Genomic DNA, 16,899 nt, shown 5'->3' with positions numbered 1-16,899 from the left:
AACAGTTTGTTGAAAATTCGGTGGCGCGAAACCGGACGGGCGGCACCCGCTCCCGTCAGGCCCCCTTCTCGCGGTTGAGGTAGTTGTAGACGGTGAAGCGGCTGACGCCCAGGGCGCTGGCCACCGTCTCCACGCCGTGCCGGACGGAGAAGGCGCCGCGCGCCTCGAGTATCCGTACGACCTCCTGCTTGGCCTTGCGGTCGAGGTCCGCCAGCGGCATACCCTTGCGGCGCTCCATGGCGGCCAGGATGTGGTCGAGGGAGTCGGCCAGCTGCGGCAGCCGTACGGCGACGGCGTCGCGGCCCTCCCAGGCCAGCACGACGTCGTCGGGACCGGCCTCGTCGGGCGGGACGATCTCGCCCCCCATGGCGTCGACCAGGGGCTTGACGGCCGCGATGAACGGCTCGTCCCCCGTGCCGTTCACGAGGCGTCCCCGTCGATGACGTTGACCTGGAGCGAGACCCGGGTGGCGCCGGCCGCCAGGGCCTTGCGGAGCAGGGCGTCCACGGCGCCGAGCACCGCGTCGGCACCGCCCTCCGCGGTGTTGCCGAACGGACCCACGTCCACGGCGTCCAGCTCGGCGGCCTCGACGACCTCCCGGGCCACCACCGCGTGCGCGGGGGCCTCGTCGAGGTCGAAGGGCTCGGTCGTGAACTCCACTCTCAGTCGCACGCGCACAACCTAACGCGCGGTGCGGACTTTCCGGCAGCCCCTCTTGACAGCCCTCGCACCCCGCAGGCAGTCTTCCGTTAAGCAGAAACTCTATTCCGCAATACGGAAACAGCGTGCGGAAGACACGGAAGGGAGCGCCGCCCCGATGGGATTCGCAGACCAGCGCTTCAACGTCAACCTGTCGATCCTCTTCACGGAGCTCCCCCTGCTGGAGCGCCCGGCGGCCGCCGCGGCGGCCGGGTTCACCGCGGTCGAGCTGTGGTGGCCCTGGGTCGACTCGCCCACACCCCCGCAGTCCGAACTCGACGCCCTGCGACGCGCGATCGAGGACGCCGGCGTCCGCCTGACCGGTCTCAACTTCTACGCCGGGCAGCTGCCCGGCCCGGACCGCGGCGCCCTGTCCGTCCCCGGCGAGGAGTCGGAGCGGTTCCGGGCCAACATCGACGTGGCCGCAGGTTTCGCCGCCGCGCTGGGCTGCACGGCCCTGAACGCCCTGTACGGCAACCGCGTCGAGGGCGTGGACCCGGCCGAGCAGGACGCGCTCGCGCTGGAGAACCTGGTCCTGGCCGCCCGCGCCGCGGACCGGATCGGCGCGGTATTGCTGATCGAGGCGCTGAACAAGCCCGAGTCGCCGCTGTACCCGCTGGTGTCCGCGCCGGCCGCCGTCGAGGTCGTCGACAAGGTCGACGAGGCCACCGGACTGGGCAACGCGCGCTTCCTCATGGACCTCTACCACCTGTCCATGAACGGCGAGGACCTCCCGTCGGTGATCGAGCGGTACGCCGCGAAGACCGGCCACGTCCAGATCGCCGACAACCCCGGACGCGGAGCGCCCGGCACGGGCTCACTGCCCCTCGAAGACCTCCTCGACCAGCTGAAGAAGGCGGGTTACGACGGCTGGGTCGGCCTCGAGTACAAGCCGGGCGAGCGCCCGAGCGCCGAGGCCTTCGACTGGCTGTCCCGCTGACCCCTGCACCGAAAGGCACCCCATCATGAGCAGCACTCTCCCCAAGGTCGCCTGGATCGGCCTCGGCATCATGGGCTCGCCCATGTCCGAGAACCTGATCAAGGCGGGCTACCAGGTCACCGGCTACACGCTGGAGCGGGACAAGCTGGACCGCCTGGCCGCCGCCGGCGGCACCGCCGCGTCCTCGATCGCCGAGGCCGTCGCGGACGCCGACGTGGTCATCACGATGGTCCCGGCGTCCCCGCAGGTGGAGGCCATCGCCTACGGCCCGGACGGCATCCTGGAGAACGCCCGCTCCGGCGCGCTGCTGATCGACATGTCCTCGATCACGCCACAGACGTCGGCCGACCTGGCGAAGGCGGCGAAGGACAAGGGCATCCGCGTGCTGGACGCCCCGGTGTCCGGCGGCGAGGCCGGTGCGATCGAGGCCGTGCTGTCCATCATGGTGGGCGGCGAGCAGGCCGACTTCGACGAGGCCGAGCCGATCTTCCAGGCCCTCGGCAAGACGATCGTGCTGTGCGGGCCGCACGGCTCGGGCCAGACCGTGAAGGCGGCCAACCAGCTGATCGTCGCGGTGAACATCCAGGCGTGCGCCGAGGCCGTGGTCTTCCTGGAGAAGTCCGGGGTGGACCTGAAGGCCGCCCTGGACGTCCTGAACGGCGGCCTGGCCGGTTCGACCGTGCTGACCCGCAAGAAGGACAACTTCCTCGCCCGCGACTTCAAGCCGGGCTTCCGGATCGACCTGCACCACAAGGACATGGGCATCGTCACGGACGCCGCCCGCAACGTCGGCGCGGCCCTGCCCGTCGGCGCCGTGGTCGCCCAGTTGGTCGCCTCCCTGCGCGCCCAGGGCGACGGCGGCCTGGACCACTCGGCACTGCTGCGGGCCGTGGAGCGCCTCTCCGGCGCCCAGGTCTGACCCCTCTTCCCACCCGGGGTCCCCGAACTCCGGGCGGTGCCGCCCCTGACATCTGTCCTGTCGCGCCCAGAGGGGCGGCGCCGCCCGGTACCAGCCATGCTCCTTGCTTCAACAAACTGTTGACGCTCCGATTGCCCGACCCTAGGCTCCACAAAGCGGAAACATTTTTCCGCTGCCCTCTCGTACGGAAGGTCACGATGTCGCAGCGCGTGCTCACCACCGAGTCCGGCGCCCCCGTCGCCGACAACCAGAACTCCGCCTCCGCCGGCATCGGCGGCCCGCTCCTGCTCCAGGACCAGCATCTGCTGGAGAAGCTGGCGCGCTTCAACCGTGAGCGCATCCCGGAGCGCGTGGTGCACGCCCGCGGCTCCGGCGCCTACGGCCACTTCGAAGTGACCGACGACGTCACCGACTTCACCCACGCGGACTTCCTCGGCGAGGTGGGCCGGCGGACCGAGGTGTTCCTGCGCTTCTCCACCGTGGCCGACAACCTCGGCGGCGCGGACGCCGTGCGCGACCCGCGCGGCTTCGCCGTCAAGTTCTACACCGCCGAGGGCAATTACGACCTGGTCGGCAACAACACCCCGGTGTTCTTCGTCAAGGACCCCGTCAAGTTCCCCGACTTCATCCACTCGCAGAAGCGCGATCCGTTCACGGGGCGTCAGGAGCCGGACAACGTCTGGGACTTCTGGGCCCACTCCCCCGAGGCCACGCACCAGGTGACCTGGCTGATGGGCGACCGCGGCATCCCGGCCTCGTACCGGCACATGAACGGCTACGGCTCGCACACCTACCAGTGGACGAACGCCCGCGGCGAGGCCTTCTTCGTCAAGTACCACTTCAAGACGAACCAGGGCATCCGCTGCCTGAGCAGCGAGCAGGCAGCCGAGCTCGCGGGCAAGGACCCCAACTCCCACCAGACGGACCTGCTGCAGTCCATCGAGCGGGGCGTGCACCCGTCCTGGACGCTGTACGTGCAGATCATGCCGGCGGCCGAGGCGGCCGACTACCGCTTCAACCCGTTCGACCTGACCAAGGTCTGGCCGCACGCGGACTTCCCCCTGCGCCGCGTGGGCCGGCTGGTGCTGGACCGCAACCCGGACAACGTCTTCGCCGAGGTCGAGCAGGCCGCGTTCTCCCCGAACAACTTCGTCCCCGGCATCGGCCCCTCGCCCGACAAGATGCTCCAGGGCCGCCTGTTCGCCTACGCGGACGCCCACCGCTACCGCCTGGGCGTCAACCACACGCAGCTCGCGGTCAACGCGCCCCGGGCCACGACCGCCGAGAACTACGGCCGGGACGGTCTCATGGCGTCCAACCCGCAGGGCCGGTACGCCAAGAACTACGAGCCGAACTCCTACGACGGCCCGGTCGAGACCGGCCGCCCGCTCTCGGCCCCGCTCGCGGTGCACGGCCACACGGGCACCCACGCCGCGCCCCTGCACACCAAGGGCGACGACTTCTTCCAGGCGGGCGAGCTGTACCGGCTGATGTCCGCCGAGGAGAAGTCCCGACTGGTCGCGAACATCGCCGGAGGCCTGTCCCAGGTGTCCCGCGACGACGTGATCGACAAGAACCTCGCGCACTTCCACGCCGCCGACCCCGAGTACGGCAGGCGCGTGGAGGAGGCCGTCCGCGCGCTGCGCGAGGACTGAGCTCCCCGACCGTGTCCGACCGCCCGGGGACGACCCGGATGAGGGGTGGTCTCCCCGGGCGCGGACACGGCCGGGGCGAGGACCGCGGCGGCGTGCGAGCCAGTGCGGTGGTGAAGGATCCGGAAGCGGCGTCTCGACCTGAGGGAAGCCGCCCCCGGTTCCGTCGCACCCGCCGCGGTCCCCATACGGACCACCGTCCCACCCGTCCCACCCCTCCCCCCGACCCCGTCCGGCGGCGCGAACGTCCTGTCGCGCCCAGCCTCGCGCCGCCGGACGGCCACAGCGCCCGGGGTGCGCGAGCGCGCCGGGCGCAGCAGCCTGAAGGCATGGCACCTCCCACCGAGCACCCGCACGTCGTGGTCCACGCACCCGCCCTGGACGGTTCCCGCCGGGTCACCCTGGGCGACGAGCCGCTGGGCGTCGCGACGCACTCCGACGACGTCGCCGAGATCCTGCGGCTGGCGGACCTGTACGTCACGGACGTCGCGGACAGCGACCTCGTCGAATGGCAGGGCGGCGGCCCGGACGACTGGCCGGGCCTGTCCGAGCACCACGAGCCGTGAACGCCCCGGCGCATCCCGCCGCAGACACCCGTACGGCACCGGTCGTACCCGCCGTACGGAACCCTCAAATCAACCTCTGAACCCGGCCCCGGGGGCTTCAACAGCCCCCGGGGCCGGGCACATTCTCGGCACACGGGACCCGCCGGCACGGGGGCGGCGGGTCCCGGCACGGGCCCTTCGTACGGGCCTTGCGTACGGGCCCTTCGTACGGCCCGGGGGATACGGGGTGGAGTGCTCGCCGAGGCGGTGCACGCGGCGCGCTCACCGACGACCGACGGGGTGACCCGGGGGGTGCGGAGCCGGGGGAACGCCGCAGGGGCGGTCCGTCCTGGTGGACGGACCGCCCCTGCGGCGTGCGGGTCAGACCTTCAGCGTCTTGATGGACGTCGGCGCGTGGGCGGGCTCGGTGGCGAGTTCCTCGAACTCGACCACGTTGCCGATGTCGTTGGTGGTCGACATGGCGATGTTGGTGACGCGTTCCAGGATCGCCTCGACGACGACCGGGACCCGGTACTCCGCGGCGAGCTTCTTCGCCTGCTCCAGTGCGCTGCCCAGTTCGGCCGGGTCGGTCACCCGGATCGCCTTGCAGCCGAGGCCCTCGGCGACCTTGACGTGGTCGACGCCGTAGACGCCGAGCTCCGGCGAGTTGAGGTTCTCGAACTCCAGGTTGACCTGGAAGTCGATGTCGAAAGCCCGCTGCGCCTGGCGGATCAGCCCCAGGTAGGAGTTGTTCACCAGGACGTGGACGTACGGGATCCGGTGCTGGGCGCCGACCGCCAGTTCCTCGATCATGAACTGGAAGTCGTAGTCGCCGGAGAGGGCGACGACGGACGCCTCCGGGTCGGCCTTGGCGACGCCGAGCGCGGCCGGGATCGTCCAGCCGAGCGGGCCGGCCTGACCGCAGTTGATCCAGTGCCGGGGCCGGTAGACGTGCAGCATCTGGGCGCCGGCGATCTGCGAGAGGCCGATGGTGGAGACGTACCGGGTCTCCGGGCCGAAGGCCTTGTTCATCTCCTCGTAGACGCGCTGCGGCTTGATCGGGATGTCGTCGAAGTGCGTGCGGCGCTGCAGGGTCGCCTTGCGCTCCTGCGCCGAGGCGGCCCAGGCGGAGCGGTCGGGCAGCCGGCCGGCCGCCTTCAGTTCGCGCGCCACCGCGACGAACAGTTCCAGGGCCGCCTTCGCGTCGGAGGCGATGCCGTAGTCCGGGGCGAAGATCTTGCCGATCTGGGTCGGTTCGACGTCCACGTGGACGAACTTCCGCCCGGCGGTGTAGACGTCCAGCTTGCCGGTGTGGCGGTTGGCCCAGCGGTTGCCGATGCCGAGGACGAAGTCGGACTCCAGGAACGTCGCGTTGCCGTAGCGGTGCGAGGTCTGCAGGCCCACCATGCCGGCGTTCAGTTCGTGGTCGTCGGGCAGCAGGCCCCAGCCCATCAGGGTGGGCACGACGGGGGTGCCGGTCAGCTCGGCGAACTCGACGAGCAGGTCGGCGGCGTCGGCGTTGATGACACCGCCGCCCGCGACGATCAGCGGCCGCTCGGAGGCGTTCAGCATCCCGATCGCCTTCTCGATCTGGGCGCGGCTCGCGGCGGGCTTGTAGACGGGAAGGGGCTCGTAGGTCTCCGGGTCGAACTCGATCTCCGTCAGCTGCACGTCGATCGGCAGGTCGATGAGGACGGGCCCGGGCCGGCCGGAGCGCATCAGGTGGAACGCCTGCTGGAAGACGCCCGGGACCTGCGCGGCCTCCAGGACGGTCACGGCCATCTTGGTGACCGGCTTGGCGATCGAGGCGATGTCGACGGCCTGGAAGTCCTCCTTGTGGATCACGGCGGTCGGGGCCTGGCCCGTGATGCACAGGATCGGGATGGAGTCGCCGATCGCGGAGTACAGGCCCGTGATCATGTCGGTGCCGGCCGGGCCGGAGGTACCGATGCAGACGCCGATGTTGCCCGGGCGGGTGCGGGTGTAGCCCTCGGCCATGTGGGAGGCGCCCTCGACGTGCCGGGCGAGGGTGTGGGTGATGCCGCCGGAGGCTTTGAGGGCCGCATAGAACGGGTTGATCGCCGCGCCCGGGACACCGAACGCGTCGGCGACGCCCTCACGCTTGAGGATCTCAACTGCCGCGCGGGCAGCGGTCATTCGAGCCATCGAGTACTCCTGCTTCGGCTGTCGGATTCGCACTCCCGTCGCGCCCCGCGGTGAGCTTCTTCCGTATTGTGGAAATTACTTTCTACGATCTGGAATGAATGTAAGTGGGCCGGGTGAAGGGCGTCAAGAGAGGGCAACCGCCGGACAGGGGGCGGCCCGAGGGAGCACCATGGACGCGCTGTCCCGACGCGAGCCGGTTCTGGAGTGACCATGGCCGAGACCGTTGCGGTGCGCTGCCCGGAGTGCCGGCGCGAGCACCGCTACACGGCGCCGGTGTACCCGTGCGTGTGCGGCGCGCCCGTCGCGCCGGGCCTCGACCCCGCCGGTACGGCGACGCCCGTGGCGCACCGGGTCTGGCAGGAGGACTGGGTGACGGTGCGCTGCGTGTCCTGCGGCCGGGGCGCCGACTGGCCGCGCCCCGAGGTCGGCTGCGCGTGCGGAGTGGTGCTGCGCGTGCCGCTGGTGGAGCCCGGTGGCGCCGACCCCGGGGACGCGACGACGGGGCGGGAACCGGCCGGGAGTCCCCGGGCCGTCGCCGCCCGGCCGCCCTTCCAGTCCGTGACCATCCGCACCGCCCTCGACGCCGTCACGGCCACCGCCCTGTATCTGCGCTGGCTCGGCTACCGCAAGGTGCGCCGGGCGGACCAGCGGCCCCCGTCCGGGATCGGCCTCGCCGCCCGCGGCGTCGTCGCCCAGGTCGACCCCGGTCTGCAGCCGGCGACCTTGCGGGACGTGGAGTGCCTGTGGCTGACCGCCATGACCGAGTCGGCGCAGTGCCTGTACTTCTCCCTCGCCGGGTACGCGGCCGACGCCCGCGCCCGCGCCGACGCGCTGGGCATCCCGCTGTTCGTCCTGGACCTCACGGGCACCCCGAGGCCGGTGAACGGCCCGGCGGACCGGCTGGTCACCATCGGGGCGGCGGACCGCACGCCCTGACCGCCGCTGCCGCCCGCATACTCGCTCCCATGCGCATCCGCCCCGCGACCCCCCGCGACCTCCCCCTGCTCCAGGACCTCGAACGTGCCGCCGGTGCCCCGTTCCGCGACCTGGGCATGGACGCGATCGCCGACGACGAGCCGCCGGGGCTCGGCATGCTGGAGGGCTACCGCCGGGCGGGCCGCTGCTGGGTCGCGGTGGACGACCGGGACCGGCCGGCCGGGTACCTGCTCGCCGAGCCCGTGGACGGCGCCCTGCACATCGAACAGGTCTCCGTCCACCCGCGCGCCGCCCGCCGGGGCGTCGGCCGGGAACTCCTCGCCCACGCCGCCGGACGTGCCCGCGCGCAAGGGCTGACCGCCCTGACCCTGACGACCTTCGCCGAGGTCCCCTGGAACGCCCCGTACTACGCCCGCCTCGGTTTCCGGAGCCTGGCCGGGGACGAACTGACCCCGGGTCTGCGCCGTATCCGTGCGGCGGAGGCCGCACACGGTCTCGACCGCTGGCCGCGGGTGTGCATGCGCGCCCCCGTCTGACCGGCGGGGGCGCGCGCCGGTCAGCCGTCCGCGAACCTCTCCCGCAGCTCGACCTTGCGCACCTTCCCGGACACCGTCATGGGGAAGGCGTCCAGGACCTGGAGCCGGCTCGGCACCTTGTAGTGCGCCAGCCGGCCCGCGCAGAAGGCCCGCAGGTCCTCCAGCACCGGCGGGTCGGCCGGGTCGCGCGGGATGACGCAGGCGAGGACCTCCTCGCCGTAGTGCGGGTGCGGGACGCCCACGACCTGGACGTCCTGGATCTTGGGGTGCGCGTAGAGGAACTCCTCGATCTCGCGCGGGTAGATGTTCTCCCCGCCGCGGATGATCATGTCCTTGATGCGGCCGACGATCTCCACGTAGCCGTCCTCGCGCATCACGGCCAGGTCCCCGGTGTGCATCCAGCGGCCCGCGTCGACGGCCTCGGCGGTCTTCTCCGGCTCGTCCCAGTAGCCGAGCATCACGCTGTACCCGCGGGTGCACAACTCCCCGGCCGCGCCGCGCGGTTGCGTCACCCCGGTCGCCGGGTCGACGACCTTGACCTCGAGGTGGGGCAGGACCCGGCCGACCGTGCCGGTGCGGTGCTCCAGGTCGTCGTCCCGCCGCGTCTGCAGCGACACCGGGGACGTCTCGGTCATGCCGTAGCAGATGGACACCTCCGCCATGTGCATCTCGGCGACCACCCGCTTCATCACCTCCACCGGGCAGGGCGAGCCCGCCATGATGCCGGTGCGCAGCGAGGACAGGTCGTAAGAGGCGAAGCCGGGCAGGTTCAGCTCCGCGATGAACATCGTCGGCACCCCGTACAGGGAGGTGCAGCGCTCCTGCTGGACCGCCTCCAGGGTCGCCTTCGGGTCGAAGGAGGGCGCGGGGATCACCATGCAGGCGCCGTGCGAGGTGGCGGCCAGATTGCCCATGACCATGCCGAAGCAGTGGTAGAAGGGCACCGGGATGCAGATGCGGTCCTGCTCCGAGTAGCCGAGCAGTTCCCCCACGAAGAAGCCGTTGTTGAGGATGTTGTGGTGGGAGAGGGTCGCGCCCTTGGGGAAGCCCGTCGTGCCCGACGTGTACTGGATGTTGATGGGGTCGTCGCAGGACAGGTCCGCGAGGACCGGGTCGGCACTCGCCCTGGCGAGCAGCGCGTCCCACCCCGGATCGCCGAAGTACACCACCTCGCGCAGATCGGGGCAGCGGCCCCGCACCTCCTCGACCATCGCCCGGTAGTCGCTCGACTTGTGGCCGAGGGACGCGAAGAGCATCGAGACCCCGGCCTGCTTCAGCACGTACTCGACCTCGTGGGTGCGGTACGCCGGGTTGATGTTCACCATGATCGCGCCGAGCCGGGCGGTGGCGTACTGGACGAGCACCCACTCGGGGCAGTTGACCGCCCACACACCCACCCGGTCGCCCTTGGCGACGCCCGACGCCAGCAGGGCCGAGGCCAGTTCCCGCACGGCGGCGCCGAACCGCGCGTAGGTCCAGCGCCGGCCGGACGGCACGTCCACCAGTGCCTCGCGCTCGGGCCAGGCGGCGACCGCGCGGTCCAGGTTCGCCCCGATGGTGTCACCGAGCAGGGCCGTGCCGCCGGTGCCGTGGCTGTAGGAGTTCACCGGAAGTCCTCCTCGCGGTACTCGGCGTCCGACCCGGCGGCCGTGGCCTCGCGCAGTTCGATCCGGCGGATCTTGCCGGAGACCGTCTTGGGCAGCTCGCCGAACTCCAGGCGGCGGACGCGCTTGTAGGGGGCGAGCGTCTCGCGGGAGTGCTCGAAGAGGACCTTGGCCGTGTCCGGGCCGGGCTGCCAGCCCTCCGCGAGCACGACGTAGGCCTTGGGGACGGCGAGCCGCAGCTCGTCCGGGGCGGGGACGACCGCCGCCTCGGCCACCGCCTCGTGCTCCAGCAGAGCGCTCTCCAGCTCGAACGGGCTGATCTTGTAGTCGGAGGCCTTGAAGACGTCGTCGCTGCGCCCGATGTAGGTGAGGTACCCCTCCTCGTCCCGGGAGGCGACGTCACCCGTGCGGTAGTAGCCGCCCGCCATGGACTCGGCCGTCCGGTCGGCGTCGCCGTGGTAGCCGGTCATCAGGCCGACCGGCCGCTGCGACAGGTCCAGGGCGATCTCCCCCTCCGTGGCGCCCGGGGCGCCGGAGACCGGGTCGAGGAGCTCCACGCGGTAACCCGGGCTGGGCCGTCCCATCGAGCCCGTCTTGAGCGGCTGGCCCGGGCTGTTGGCGACCTGGACGGCGGTCTCGGTCTGCCCGAAGCCGTCCCGGACGGTGACGCCCCAGGCGCGGCGGACCTGCTCGACGACCTCGGGGTTCAGCGGCTCCCCGGCGGCGACGACCTCCCGCGGCGGGGTGCGCAACTGGCCGAGGTCGGCCTGGATGAGCATGCGCCAGACGGTCGGCGGGGCGCAGAAGGTGGTGACGCCCGCCCGGTCCATCTCGCTCATGAGCCGGGCGGCGTCGAACCGCGTGTAGTTGTGCAGGAAGACGGTCGCCTCGGCGTTCCACGGGGCGAAGAGGTTGGACCAGGCGTGCTTGGCCCAGCCCGGAGACGAGATGTTCAGGTGCACGTCGCCCGGTTTCAGGCCGATCCAGTACATGGTCGCCAGATGGCCGATCGGGTACGAGGTGTGGGTGTGCTCGACGAGTTTGGGCCGGGCGGTGGTGCCCGAGGTGAAGTAGAGCATCAGCGGGTCGTCGGCCCGGGTCGGGCCGTCGGGTGTGAAGCCGGCCGGGGCGCCGTGGGCGTCGTCCAGCGCCGCCCAGCCGGCCGGCACGTCACCGGCGGCGCCCGCGGCGATGCGCGTGTAGTCCCCGGGGACCTCGGCGAACTTGACGGTGTCCTCGGCCCGGGCCACGACGTGCCGGACCCGGCCGCGTTCCACCCGGTCGCGCAGGTCGGCCGGGCCGAGCAGCGGGGTGGCCGGGATGACCACCGCGCGCAGCTTCATCGCGGCCAGCGCGGTGATCCACAGTTCGGCCTGGTTGCCGAGCATGACGAGGATGCGGTCCTCGGCGCGCACGCCCCGGTCCCGCAGCCAGCCGGCGAACCGGGACGAGAGCACGGACATCTCCCGGAAGGACAGCCGGGTCTCGCTGCCGTCCTCCTCGACGATGTGCAGGGCCGTGCGGGCGTTGTCCTCGGCGATCACGTCGAACCAGTCGAGCGCCCAGTTGAAGTACTCCGGCCGGGGCCAGCGGAAGCCCTCGTAGGCCGTCGCGTAGTCGTCGCGGTGTTCCAGCAGGAAGTCCCGGGCGCTGCGGAACTGCTCCGTCGCCGATGTCATGCGTCCTCCTCGGTGCCGGACCATTGCCGGGCGGCTGTCAGTCATCGTGTAATCCGTGATGCGGGTCTCACTACCCCCGAACGGGGGGTGGGGCCGCACGGAAGCCGGAACGAAGGGGCGAGCGGGTGACGGCAGACGCGTCCGAGGCGGTCGTGATGCGCGACGCGCTGCTGCGCCTGCGGCGGGGCACGGGTCTTCCGGTCGCCTTCGGCGGGCTGCTGGAGGCGGGCTCCCGGATGCGCATCAGCGAGCTCAGCGGCACGGCGACCGACGCGCTGCGCTCGCTGGTGGTGACGTCGGGGAACGGGCTGGGCGGGAAGACGGTGGCGCTGTCCCGGCCGTGCGTGGTGACGGACTACTCGGTCTCGCGGCAGATCAGCCACGAGTACGACGCCCCGGTCGCCGCGGAGGGCCTGCGCTCGGTGCTGGCCGTGCCGGTGGTGGTGGGGCACCGGGTGCGCGGGGTGCTGTACGGGGCGCTGCGCACGGCGCTGCCGTTGGGCGGGCGGATGCTGGACGCCGCGGTCGAGGCGGCGCGGGACGTGGAGCGGGCGCTGGCGGTGCGCGACGAGGCCCGCACGGTCGCGGCCGGGGCGGGGGCGGGCGCGGGGTGGGAGCAGGTGCGGGAGGCGCACGCGGCCCTGCGGGCCCTGGCCCCGCGGATCGCCGATGCGCGGTTGCGGGCGGAGCTGCTGCGGGCGTGCACGCTGCTGACGGCCGGCGACGGCGGCGGTCCCGGACCCTCGGCCCGGGTGCGGCTCGCCCCGCGCGAGGTGGACGTACTGGCCTGTGTCGCCGCGGGCGCCACCAACGCGGCCGCCGCCCAGCGGCTGGGCGTGACGCCCGAGACGGTCAAGGGGTACCTGCGATCGGCCATGCGCAAGCTGCGGGCCCGTACCCGGGGCGAGGCCGTGGTGGCCGCGCGCCGGGCGGGATGGTTGCCGTAGGTTGGTGATGCTCTCCCCCGGGTCCGGCCGCGCGGCCGGGCGGCGGCGCCCCGCGCAGGTGCGGGCGCCGTGTTCCGCGGCATTCCGCGGGCCGGTGAATTCGCGCGCCCGCACCCCCTGTTATTTCCCTCACCACACCGTCCCTCCGTAATTCAAAGAGCTGTTGCCTAATATTGGCCAGGACACGACACAGGGAGGGCCGCGGTGACCGTACGACGGGACTTCCATGAGCCTTCCAGGAGCCGCCCCGACCTGGTCATCGGCCGGGAGGATCTGTTCACGTCGGCCCGGGAGCAGCTCGGCCGGGGCGGCAGTGTGCTGCTGCACGGTCCGGCCGGAATTGGAAAGTCGACCGTCCTGCGGGCACTGGCCGCGGATTACGTTGGTCCGGACCGCACGGTGTTGCGCTGCTCGGCGACCGAGTCGGAATCCCATCTGCCCTTCCTGGCCCTGGCCGATCTGTTCGGACTGGTCCTGGACGACGTCTCCGGGTCCCTGCCCGCCGCCCAGCGCACCGCCCTGGAGTCGGCGCTGACCGGCCGGGGCGAGTCCACGCTCCAGCGGGACGGGCTCGCGCTGCGCCTGGCCGTGCTGTCGGCGCTGCGGGCGCTGGCCGCCAAGGGCCCGGTGCTCGTCGTGGCCGACGACCTGCAGTGGCTGGACGCCGCCAGCGCGGAACTGCTCGGCTTCGCCGCCCGCCGCCTCGGTGACACGCCGGTGCAGATGCTGTGCGCGGTGCGGACCGAGGGCGAGGAGTACGACCGCCACCTGCGCGCGTCCCCGCCCGACACGCTCGCCGTCCGGCTGGGGCCGCTCACCCGTACCCAGGTCTCGGCGCTGCTCGACCACCGCGGCTACACCCCGCTGTCCCGTTCCACCGTCCGTGACATCCACCGCACCAGCGGCGGCAACCCCCTGTTCGCCCTGGAACTGGGCCGTGCCCTGGCCGAGAGCACCGCACGGCCGCGGCCCGGCGAGCCGCTGCCGGTGCCGACCTCCCTGCGGGCGCTGGTGCTCAGCCGGCTGGAGATGCTGTCGGACGAGGCCCGCCGGACCCTGCTGGTGGCCAGCGCCGGCGCCCGCCCCTCCCTGGCCCTGCTGCACGCGGCAGGCCGGGAGCACGCCGAGGCGGAGACGGCCCAGGCGGCGGCCCTGGGGCTGCTGGCCACGGACTCCGAGGCGCCGGCGCTGCGGTTCGCGCACCCGCTGATCTCGGCCGCGCTGTACGCGGAGGCCCCGGCGCAGGAGCGGCGGGCGGTGCACGCGGCGCTGTCCACGGCCGCCTCCGATCCGATCGAGCGCGCCCGGCACCTGGCGCTGGCGACCACCGGCACCGACCCCGAGGTCGCGGCCCGGCTCGCCGAGGCGGCGGCCCTGGCCCGGGACCGCGGGGCGCCGTCGGTGGCGGCCTCGCTCGGACTGCTCGCGGCCCGGCACACCCCGGCCGACAGCACTCCGGGACCGGACGAGCGGCGGCTGCAGGCCGCCGAGGACGCGATCACCGCGGGTGAGGCCGATCTCGCCCGCGACATCGCCCGTGACGTGCTGACGCGTGCCACCGTGCCCGCGGAGCGGGTGCGGGCCTGGATGGTCGTCATCGAGGCGGCCGGGCAGGCCCTCGGGGACGTCGACGCCGTCTTCCCGCAGGTCCTGGCCGACGCGGGCGACGACCCGGGCCTGCTGGCGCTGGTCCACTACCAGCTGGCCTGGCGCGGCCTGGTCGTGGAGGGGGACTTCGCCGAGGCCCGGCAGGAGGCCGCGCACGCGGCGGAACTGGCGGCCCGGGGCGGGGACCGGCGCACCGAGCTGATGGCGCTGTCCTTCCAGGCCTCCACCGAAACCCTGATGGGCCACCCGGACGCTCCCGCGACCGTCAAGCGGGCGCTGACGGAGCCGCAGGACCCGTATGTGGCCTGTCACCACAACGGCGCCGGCTCGGCCCGGTTCCGCTGGCTGATCATGAGCGACCAGCTGCCCGAGGCGCGGGCCACGATCACCGCGCTGCTGCGCGAGGTGCGCCGGCGCGGCATGGTCGAGAGCGAGGTGCACTTCCTGCGCTTCCTCGCCGACACCGAACTGCGCTCGGGGCACTGCGGCCGGGCCCTGGACCTGGCCCGCGAGAGTCTGCGCCTGGCCCGCGACTCCGGGATCGGCGAGGGCGCCTCGGCCATGCTCGCCTCCCTCGCGGAGGCCTCCGGCGGGGACGTCGACCGGGCGCTCGCCCTCGCCCGCGAGGCGGCCGACCACGCCGAGGTCGACGGCGACCAGATGTACCTGTCGCGGGCCCTGGCCGCGCTGGGCTACGCCCAGTTGGTGGCCGGGGACCCGGCGGCCGCGGTGCGCTCGCTGCGCCGGGTGCGGGAGCTGGAGCAGGGCCTGGGCATCAACGACCCCGGGCGCGGCCGCTGGCACGGCGACCTCGCCGAGGCGCTGGTGCGCATCGGCGAACCGGGCGAGGCCCAGGACCTCGTCGACACCACCCGGGTGCACGCGATGCGGCTCGGCCGGCAGAGCGTGCTGGCCGTGCTGGACCGGGCCGAGGCGCTGGTGCGCGCGGCGCGGGGCGACCACGAGGGCGCGCTCGTACGGCTGGCGTCCGTGCAGGACCGGCTGGGCCGGCTCGGGTACGGACTGGAGGAGGCCCGGGCCGCCTTCGCGCTGGCCCGCCTGCGGGACCGGAGCACCGCCTCGCGCGGCGCGGCGCCCGCCACCCCGGCTCCGGCGCCCTACGACGAGGCGGCGCGGCTGTTCCGGCGCTGCCGGGCGCTGCCCTGGCTGCGGCAGGTGGACGCGGCCGCCACCGCCGGGTCGGCCGCGCCGGCGGCACCGGCCGCCTCGGCGCCACCCGTCGCGCTCGACGCGCTGGAGGGACTCGCCTCCATGGAGCGTCAGGTGGCCTCGCTGGTGATGGAGGGGGCGACCAACCGGGAGATCGCGGGCCGTCTGTTCATCAGCGTCAAGACCGTCGAGGCGACCCTCACCCGGGTCTACCGCAAGCTGGGCATCCGCTCCCGGGTGGACATCGTCCGGCTGGCCGCCGGCCGCCGCACCACCTGAGCCGGCCGCCGCAGCACCCGGGACGGCCGCCGCACCACCCGGGCCCGGTCGCCGCAGCACCCGGGCCCGGTCGCCGGGCCATGCGGTCCGACCTGGGTTTACGCGGCCGGACCGAGGGTTTTCCCTGCCCCAACTCCCTTAGGGGGTTCCCTCATTGGGGGCTTCGCCGCGCCGGCCCTAGCTTGAGGGCGTGCCGCTCGCCGGGCACACGGAGATCCGAACAACGACGTGAGGGTCACCGTGCACCACCACCCGCGCGACCCCCCACCGGCAACTCCCCGAGGAGACCCATGTTCGGGCTCAACGCTGCCAAGAAGGCCGCCGCCGTAGCCGCGGCGACCGCTGCCGCCGCCACCACCGCGCTGCTCGCCGCCCCCACGGCCGTCGCCGCGCCCCAGCCGATCGTCGGCGGCACCACGACCACCGCGTCCGCGTACCCGTTCGTCATGCAGATCACGGACGCCTCGCAGAACCAGTTCTGCGGCGGCACCCTGGTCTCGCCCACGAAGGTGGTCACCGCCGCGCACTGCCTGGTCGGCGAGACCACGAGCAGCGTGCGCGTCGTCGGCGGCCGCACCTACCTCAACGGCACCAACGGCACGGTGGCCCGGGTCAGCAGGATATGGATCCACCCGAGCTACACCGACGCCACCAACGGCGACGACGTGGCCGTGCTGACGCTGTCGACGTCGATGCCGTACACCACGGCCAAGTACGTCTCCTCCTCCCAGACCTCGGTGTACGCGGCCGGCACCACCGCCCGCATCCTCGGCTGGGGCACCACCTCCGCGGGCGGCAGCTCCTCCAACCAGCTGCGCACCGCGACCGTTCCGACCGTGTCCGACTCCAGTTGCGCGAACTCCTACGGCTCGGACTTCGTGCGCAGCGACATGGTCTGCGCCGGCAAGACGACCGGCGGCGTGGACACCTGCCAGGGCGACAGCGGTGGTCCCCTGCTCATCGGGGGCGTCCTGGCAGGCATCACCTCCTGGGGCGAGGGCTGCGCCCAGGCCGGGTACCCGGGTGTCTACACCCGGCTGACCACCTTCTCCAGCCTGGTCACGGCCCAGGTCAACTCGTGATCCGACAGGTTTCCTGAGCAACCCTCAGGTGCGATACCAGGGGGCGTTGGGGGGGGCCCCCCGCGGGGCGCCCCCCCCCCCCGCCCCGTTCGGGGGCCCCGGGGCCGCCCCCCGCGGGGGGTGGGGGGGGGCCCCCC

General features: G+C 73.0%; 14 protein-coding genes. 9 read left to right on the top strand and 5 right to left on the bottom strand.

The annotated features are described in order from the left end of the window. Positions 1-55: 55 nt before the first annotated feature. A complete protein-coding gene (locus ACZ4M5_RS00990; RefSeq protein WP_369195126.1) occupies positions 56-424 on the bottom strand; it encodes a helix-turn-helix domain-containing protein in 369 nt (122 codons plus the stop codon). Next, complete coding sequence (locus tag ACZ4M5_RS00985; protein ID WP_369195127.1) at positions 421-672, bottom strand: YkoF family thiamine-binding protein; 252 nt, start codon at positions 670-672, stop codon at positions 421-423. Before ACZ4M5_RS00985 ends, ACZ4M5_RS00990 begins: the two co-directional genes overlap by 4 nt. 145 nt (positions 673-817) lie before the next feature. On the opposite strand from ACZ4M5_RS00985, the gene ACZ4M5_RS00980 reads away from it, so the two are divergent. The 4 genes from ACZ4M5_RS00980 (at position 818) to ACZ4M5_RS00965 (ending at position 4,776) form a co-directional block, all read left to right on the top strand. Beyond that, entirely contained in the window at positions 818-1,639 is an 822-nt protein-coding gene (locus ACZ4M5_RS00980; RefSeq protein WP_467731702.1) for a TIM barrel protein, read from the top strand. 25 nt (positions 1,640-1,664) lie between these two features. Then, positions 1,665-2,558: a 2-hydroxy-3-oxopropionate reductase gene (locus ACZ4M5_RS00975; RefSeq protein ID WP_467731700.1), complete on the top strand. Its 894-nt coding sequence runs from the start codon at positions 1,665-1,667 to the stop codon at positions 2,556-2,558. A gap of 197 nt (positions 2,559-2,755) precedes the next feature. Then, positions 2,756-4,213, top strand: a complete 1,458-nt coding sequence (locus ACZ4M5_RS00970) for a catalase (protein WP_467731698.1) — start codon at positions 2,756-2,758, stop codon at positions 4,211-4,213. A gap of 326 nt (positions 4,214-4,539) precedes the next feature. Beyond that, a complete protein-coding gene (locus ACZ4M5_RS00965; protein WP_467731696.1) occupies positions 4,540-4,776 on the top strand; it encodes a hypothetical protein in 237 nt (78 codons plus the stop codon). A 360-nt stretch (positions 4,777-5,136) separates the two neighbouring features. On the opposite strand, the gene gcl is transcribed toward ACZ4M5_RS00965, so the two are convergent. Next, positions 5,137-6,921, bottom strand: coding sequence for a glyoxylate carboligase (gene gcl, locus ACZ4M5_RS00960; protein ID WP_467731694.1), 1,785 nt, complete (start codon positions 6,919-6,921; stop codon positions 5,137-5,139). Between the two features lie 210 nt (positions 6,922-7,131). Here gcl and ACZ4M5_RS00955 point away from each other — a divergent pair, with 210 nt between their 5' ends. Further along, the gene (locus ACZ4M5_RS00955) at positions 7,132-7,857 is read left to right on the top strand and encodes a hypothetical protein (protein ID WP_467731692.1); all 726 of its coding nucleotides are present in this window, start codon (positions 7,132-7,134) and stop codon (positions 7,855-7,857) included. A 29-nt stretch (positions 7,858-7,886) separates the two neighbouring features. Then, the gene (locus ACZ4M5_RS00950) at positions 7,887-8,393 is read left to right on the top strand and encodes a GNAT family N-acetyltransferase (RefSeq protein ID WP_467731690.1); all 507 of its coding nucleotides are present in this window, start codon (positions 7,887-7,889) and stop codon (positions 8,391-8,393) included. Between the two features lie 20 nt (positions 8,394-8,413). On the opposite strand, the gene ACZ4M5_RS00945 is transcribed toward ACZ4M5_RS00950, so the two are convergent. Then, positions 8,414-10,000, bottom strand: coding sequence for an AMP-binding protein (locus ACZ4M5_RS00945; protein ID WP_467731688.1), 1,587 nt, complete (start codon positions 9,998-10,000; stop codon positions 8,414-8,416). Beyond that, complete coding sequence (locus ACZ4M5_RS00940) at positions 9,997-11,676, bottom strand: AMP-binding protein (RefSeq protein ID WP_467731686.1); 1,680 nt, start codon at positions 11,674-11,676, stop codon at positions 9,997-9,999. Before ACZ4M5_RS00940 ends, ACZ4M5_RS00945 begins: the two co-directional genes overlap by 4 nt. A gap of 125 nt (positions 11,677-11,801) precedes the next feature. Here ACZ4M5_RS00940 and ACZ4M5_RS00935 point away from each other — a divergent pair, with 125 nt between their 5' ends. The 3 genes from ACZ4M5_RS00935 to ACZ4M5_RS00925 all read left to right on the top strand — a co-directional run bounded on the left by ACZ4M5_RS00935 (position 11,802) and on the right by ACZ4M5_RS00925 (position 16,762). Beyond that, complete coding sequence (locus ACZ4M5_RS00935; protein ID WP_467731684.1) at positions 11,802-12,623, top strand: helix-turn-helix transcriptional regulator; 822 nt, start codon at positions 11,802-11,804, stop codon at positions 12,621-12,623. A 204-nt stretch (positions 12,624-12,827) separates the two neighbouring features. Then, positions 12,828-15,680, top strand: a complete 2,853-nt coding sequence (locus ACZ4M5_RS00930) for a helix-turn-helix transcriptional regulator (protein ID WP_467731682.1) — start codon at positions 12,828-12,830, stop codon at positions 15,678-15,680. A 290-nt stretch (positions 15,681-15,970) separates the two neighbouring features. Continuing rightward, entirely contained in the window at positions 15,971-16,762 is a 792-nt protein-coding gene (locus ACZ4M5_RS00925) for a S1 family peptidase (protein ID WP_467731680.1), read from the top strand. Positions 16,763-16,899 lie beyond the last annotated feature (137 nt).

Source organism: Streptomyces sp. NPDC026246 (genome assembly GCF_055567995.1).
This window is presented reverse-complemented; position numbering and strand designations above follow the sequence as displayed.

Excerpts from the sequence above, each read along its gene's own strand:
- ACZ4M5_RS00980 (WP_467731702.1), top strand. The coding sequence starts at position 818 with ATGGGATTCGCAGACCAGCGCTTCAACGTCAACCTGTCGATCCTCTTC.
- ACZ4M5_RS00975 (WP_467731700.1), top strand. The coding sequence starts at position 1,665 with ATGAGCAGCACTCTCCCCAAGGTCGCCTGGATCGGCCTCGGCATCATG.
- ACZ4M5_RS00970 (WP_467731698.1), top strand. The coding sequence starts at position 2,756 with ATGTCGCAGCGCGTGCTCACCACCGAGTCCGGCGCCCCCGTCGCCGAC.
- ACZ4M5_RS00965 (WP_467731696.1), top strand. The coding sequence starts at position 4,540 with ATGGCACCTCCCACCGAGCACCCGCACGTCGTGGTCCACGCACCCGCC.
- gcl (WP_467731694.1), bottom strand. The coding sequence starts at position 6,921 with ATGGCTCGAATGACCGCTGCCCGCGCGGCAGTTGAGATCCTCAAGCGT.
- ACZ4M5_RS00955 (WP_467731692.1), top strand. The coding sequence starts at position 7,132 with ATGGCCGAGACCGTTGCGGTGCGCTGCCCGGAGTGCCGGCGCGAGCAC.
- ACZ4M5_RS00950 (WP_467731690.1), top strand. The coding sequence starts at position 7,887 with ATGCGCATCCGCCCCGCGACCCCCCGCGACCTCCCCCTGCTCCAGGAC.
- ACZ4M5_RS00940 (WP_467731686.1), bottom strand. The coding sequence starts at position 11,676 with ATGACATCGGCGACGGAGCAGTTCCGCAGCGCCCGGGACTTCCTGCTG.
- ACZ4M5_RS00925 (WP_467731680.1), top strand. The coding sequence starts at position 15,971 with ATGTTCGGGCTCAACGCTGCCAAGAAGGCCGCCGCCGTAGCCGCGGCG.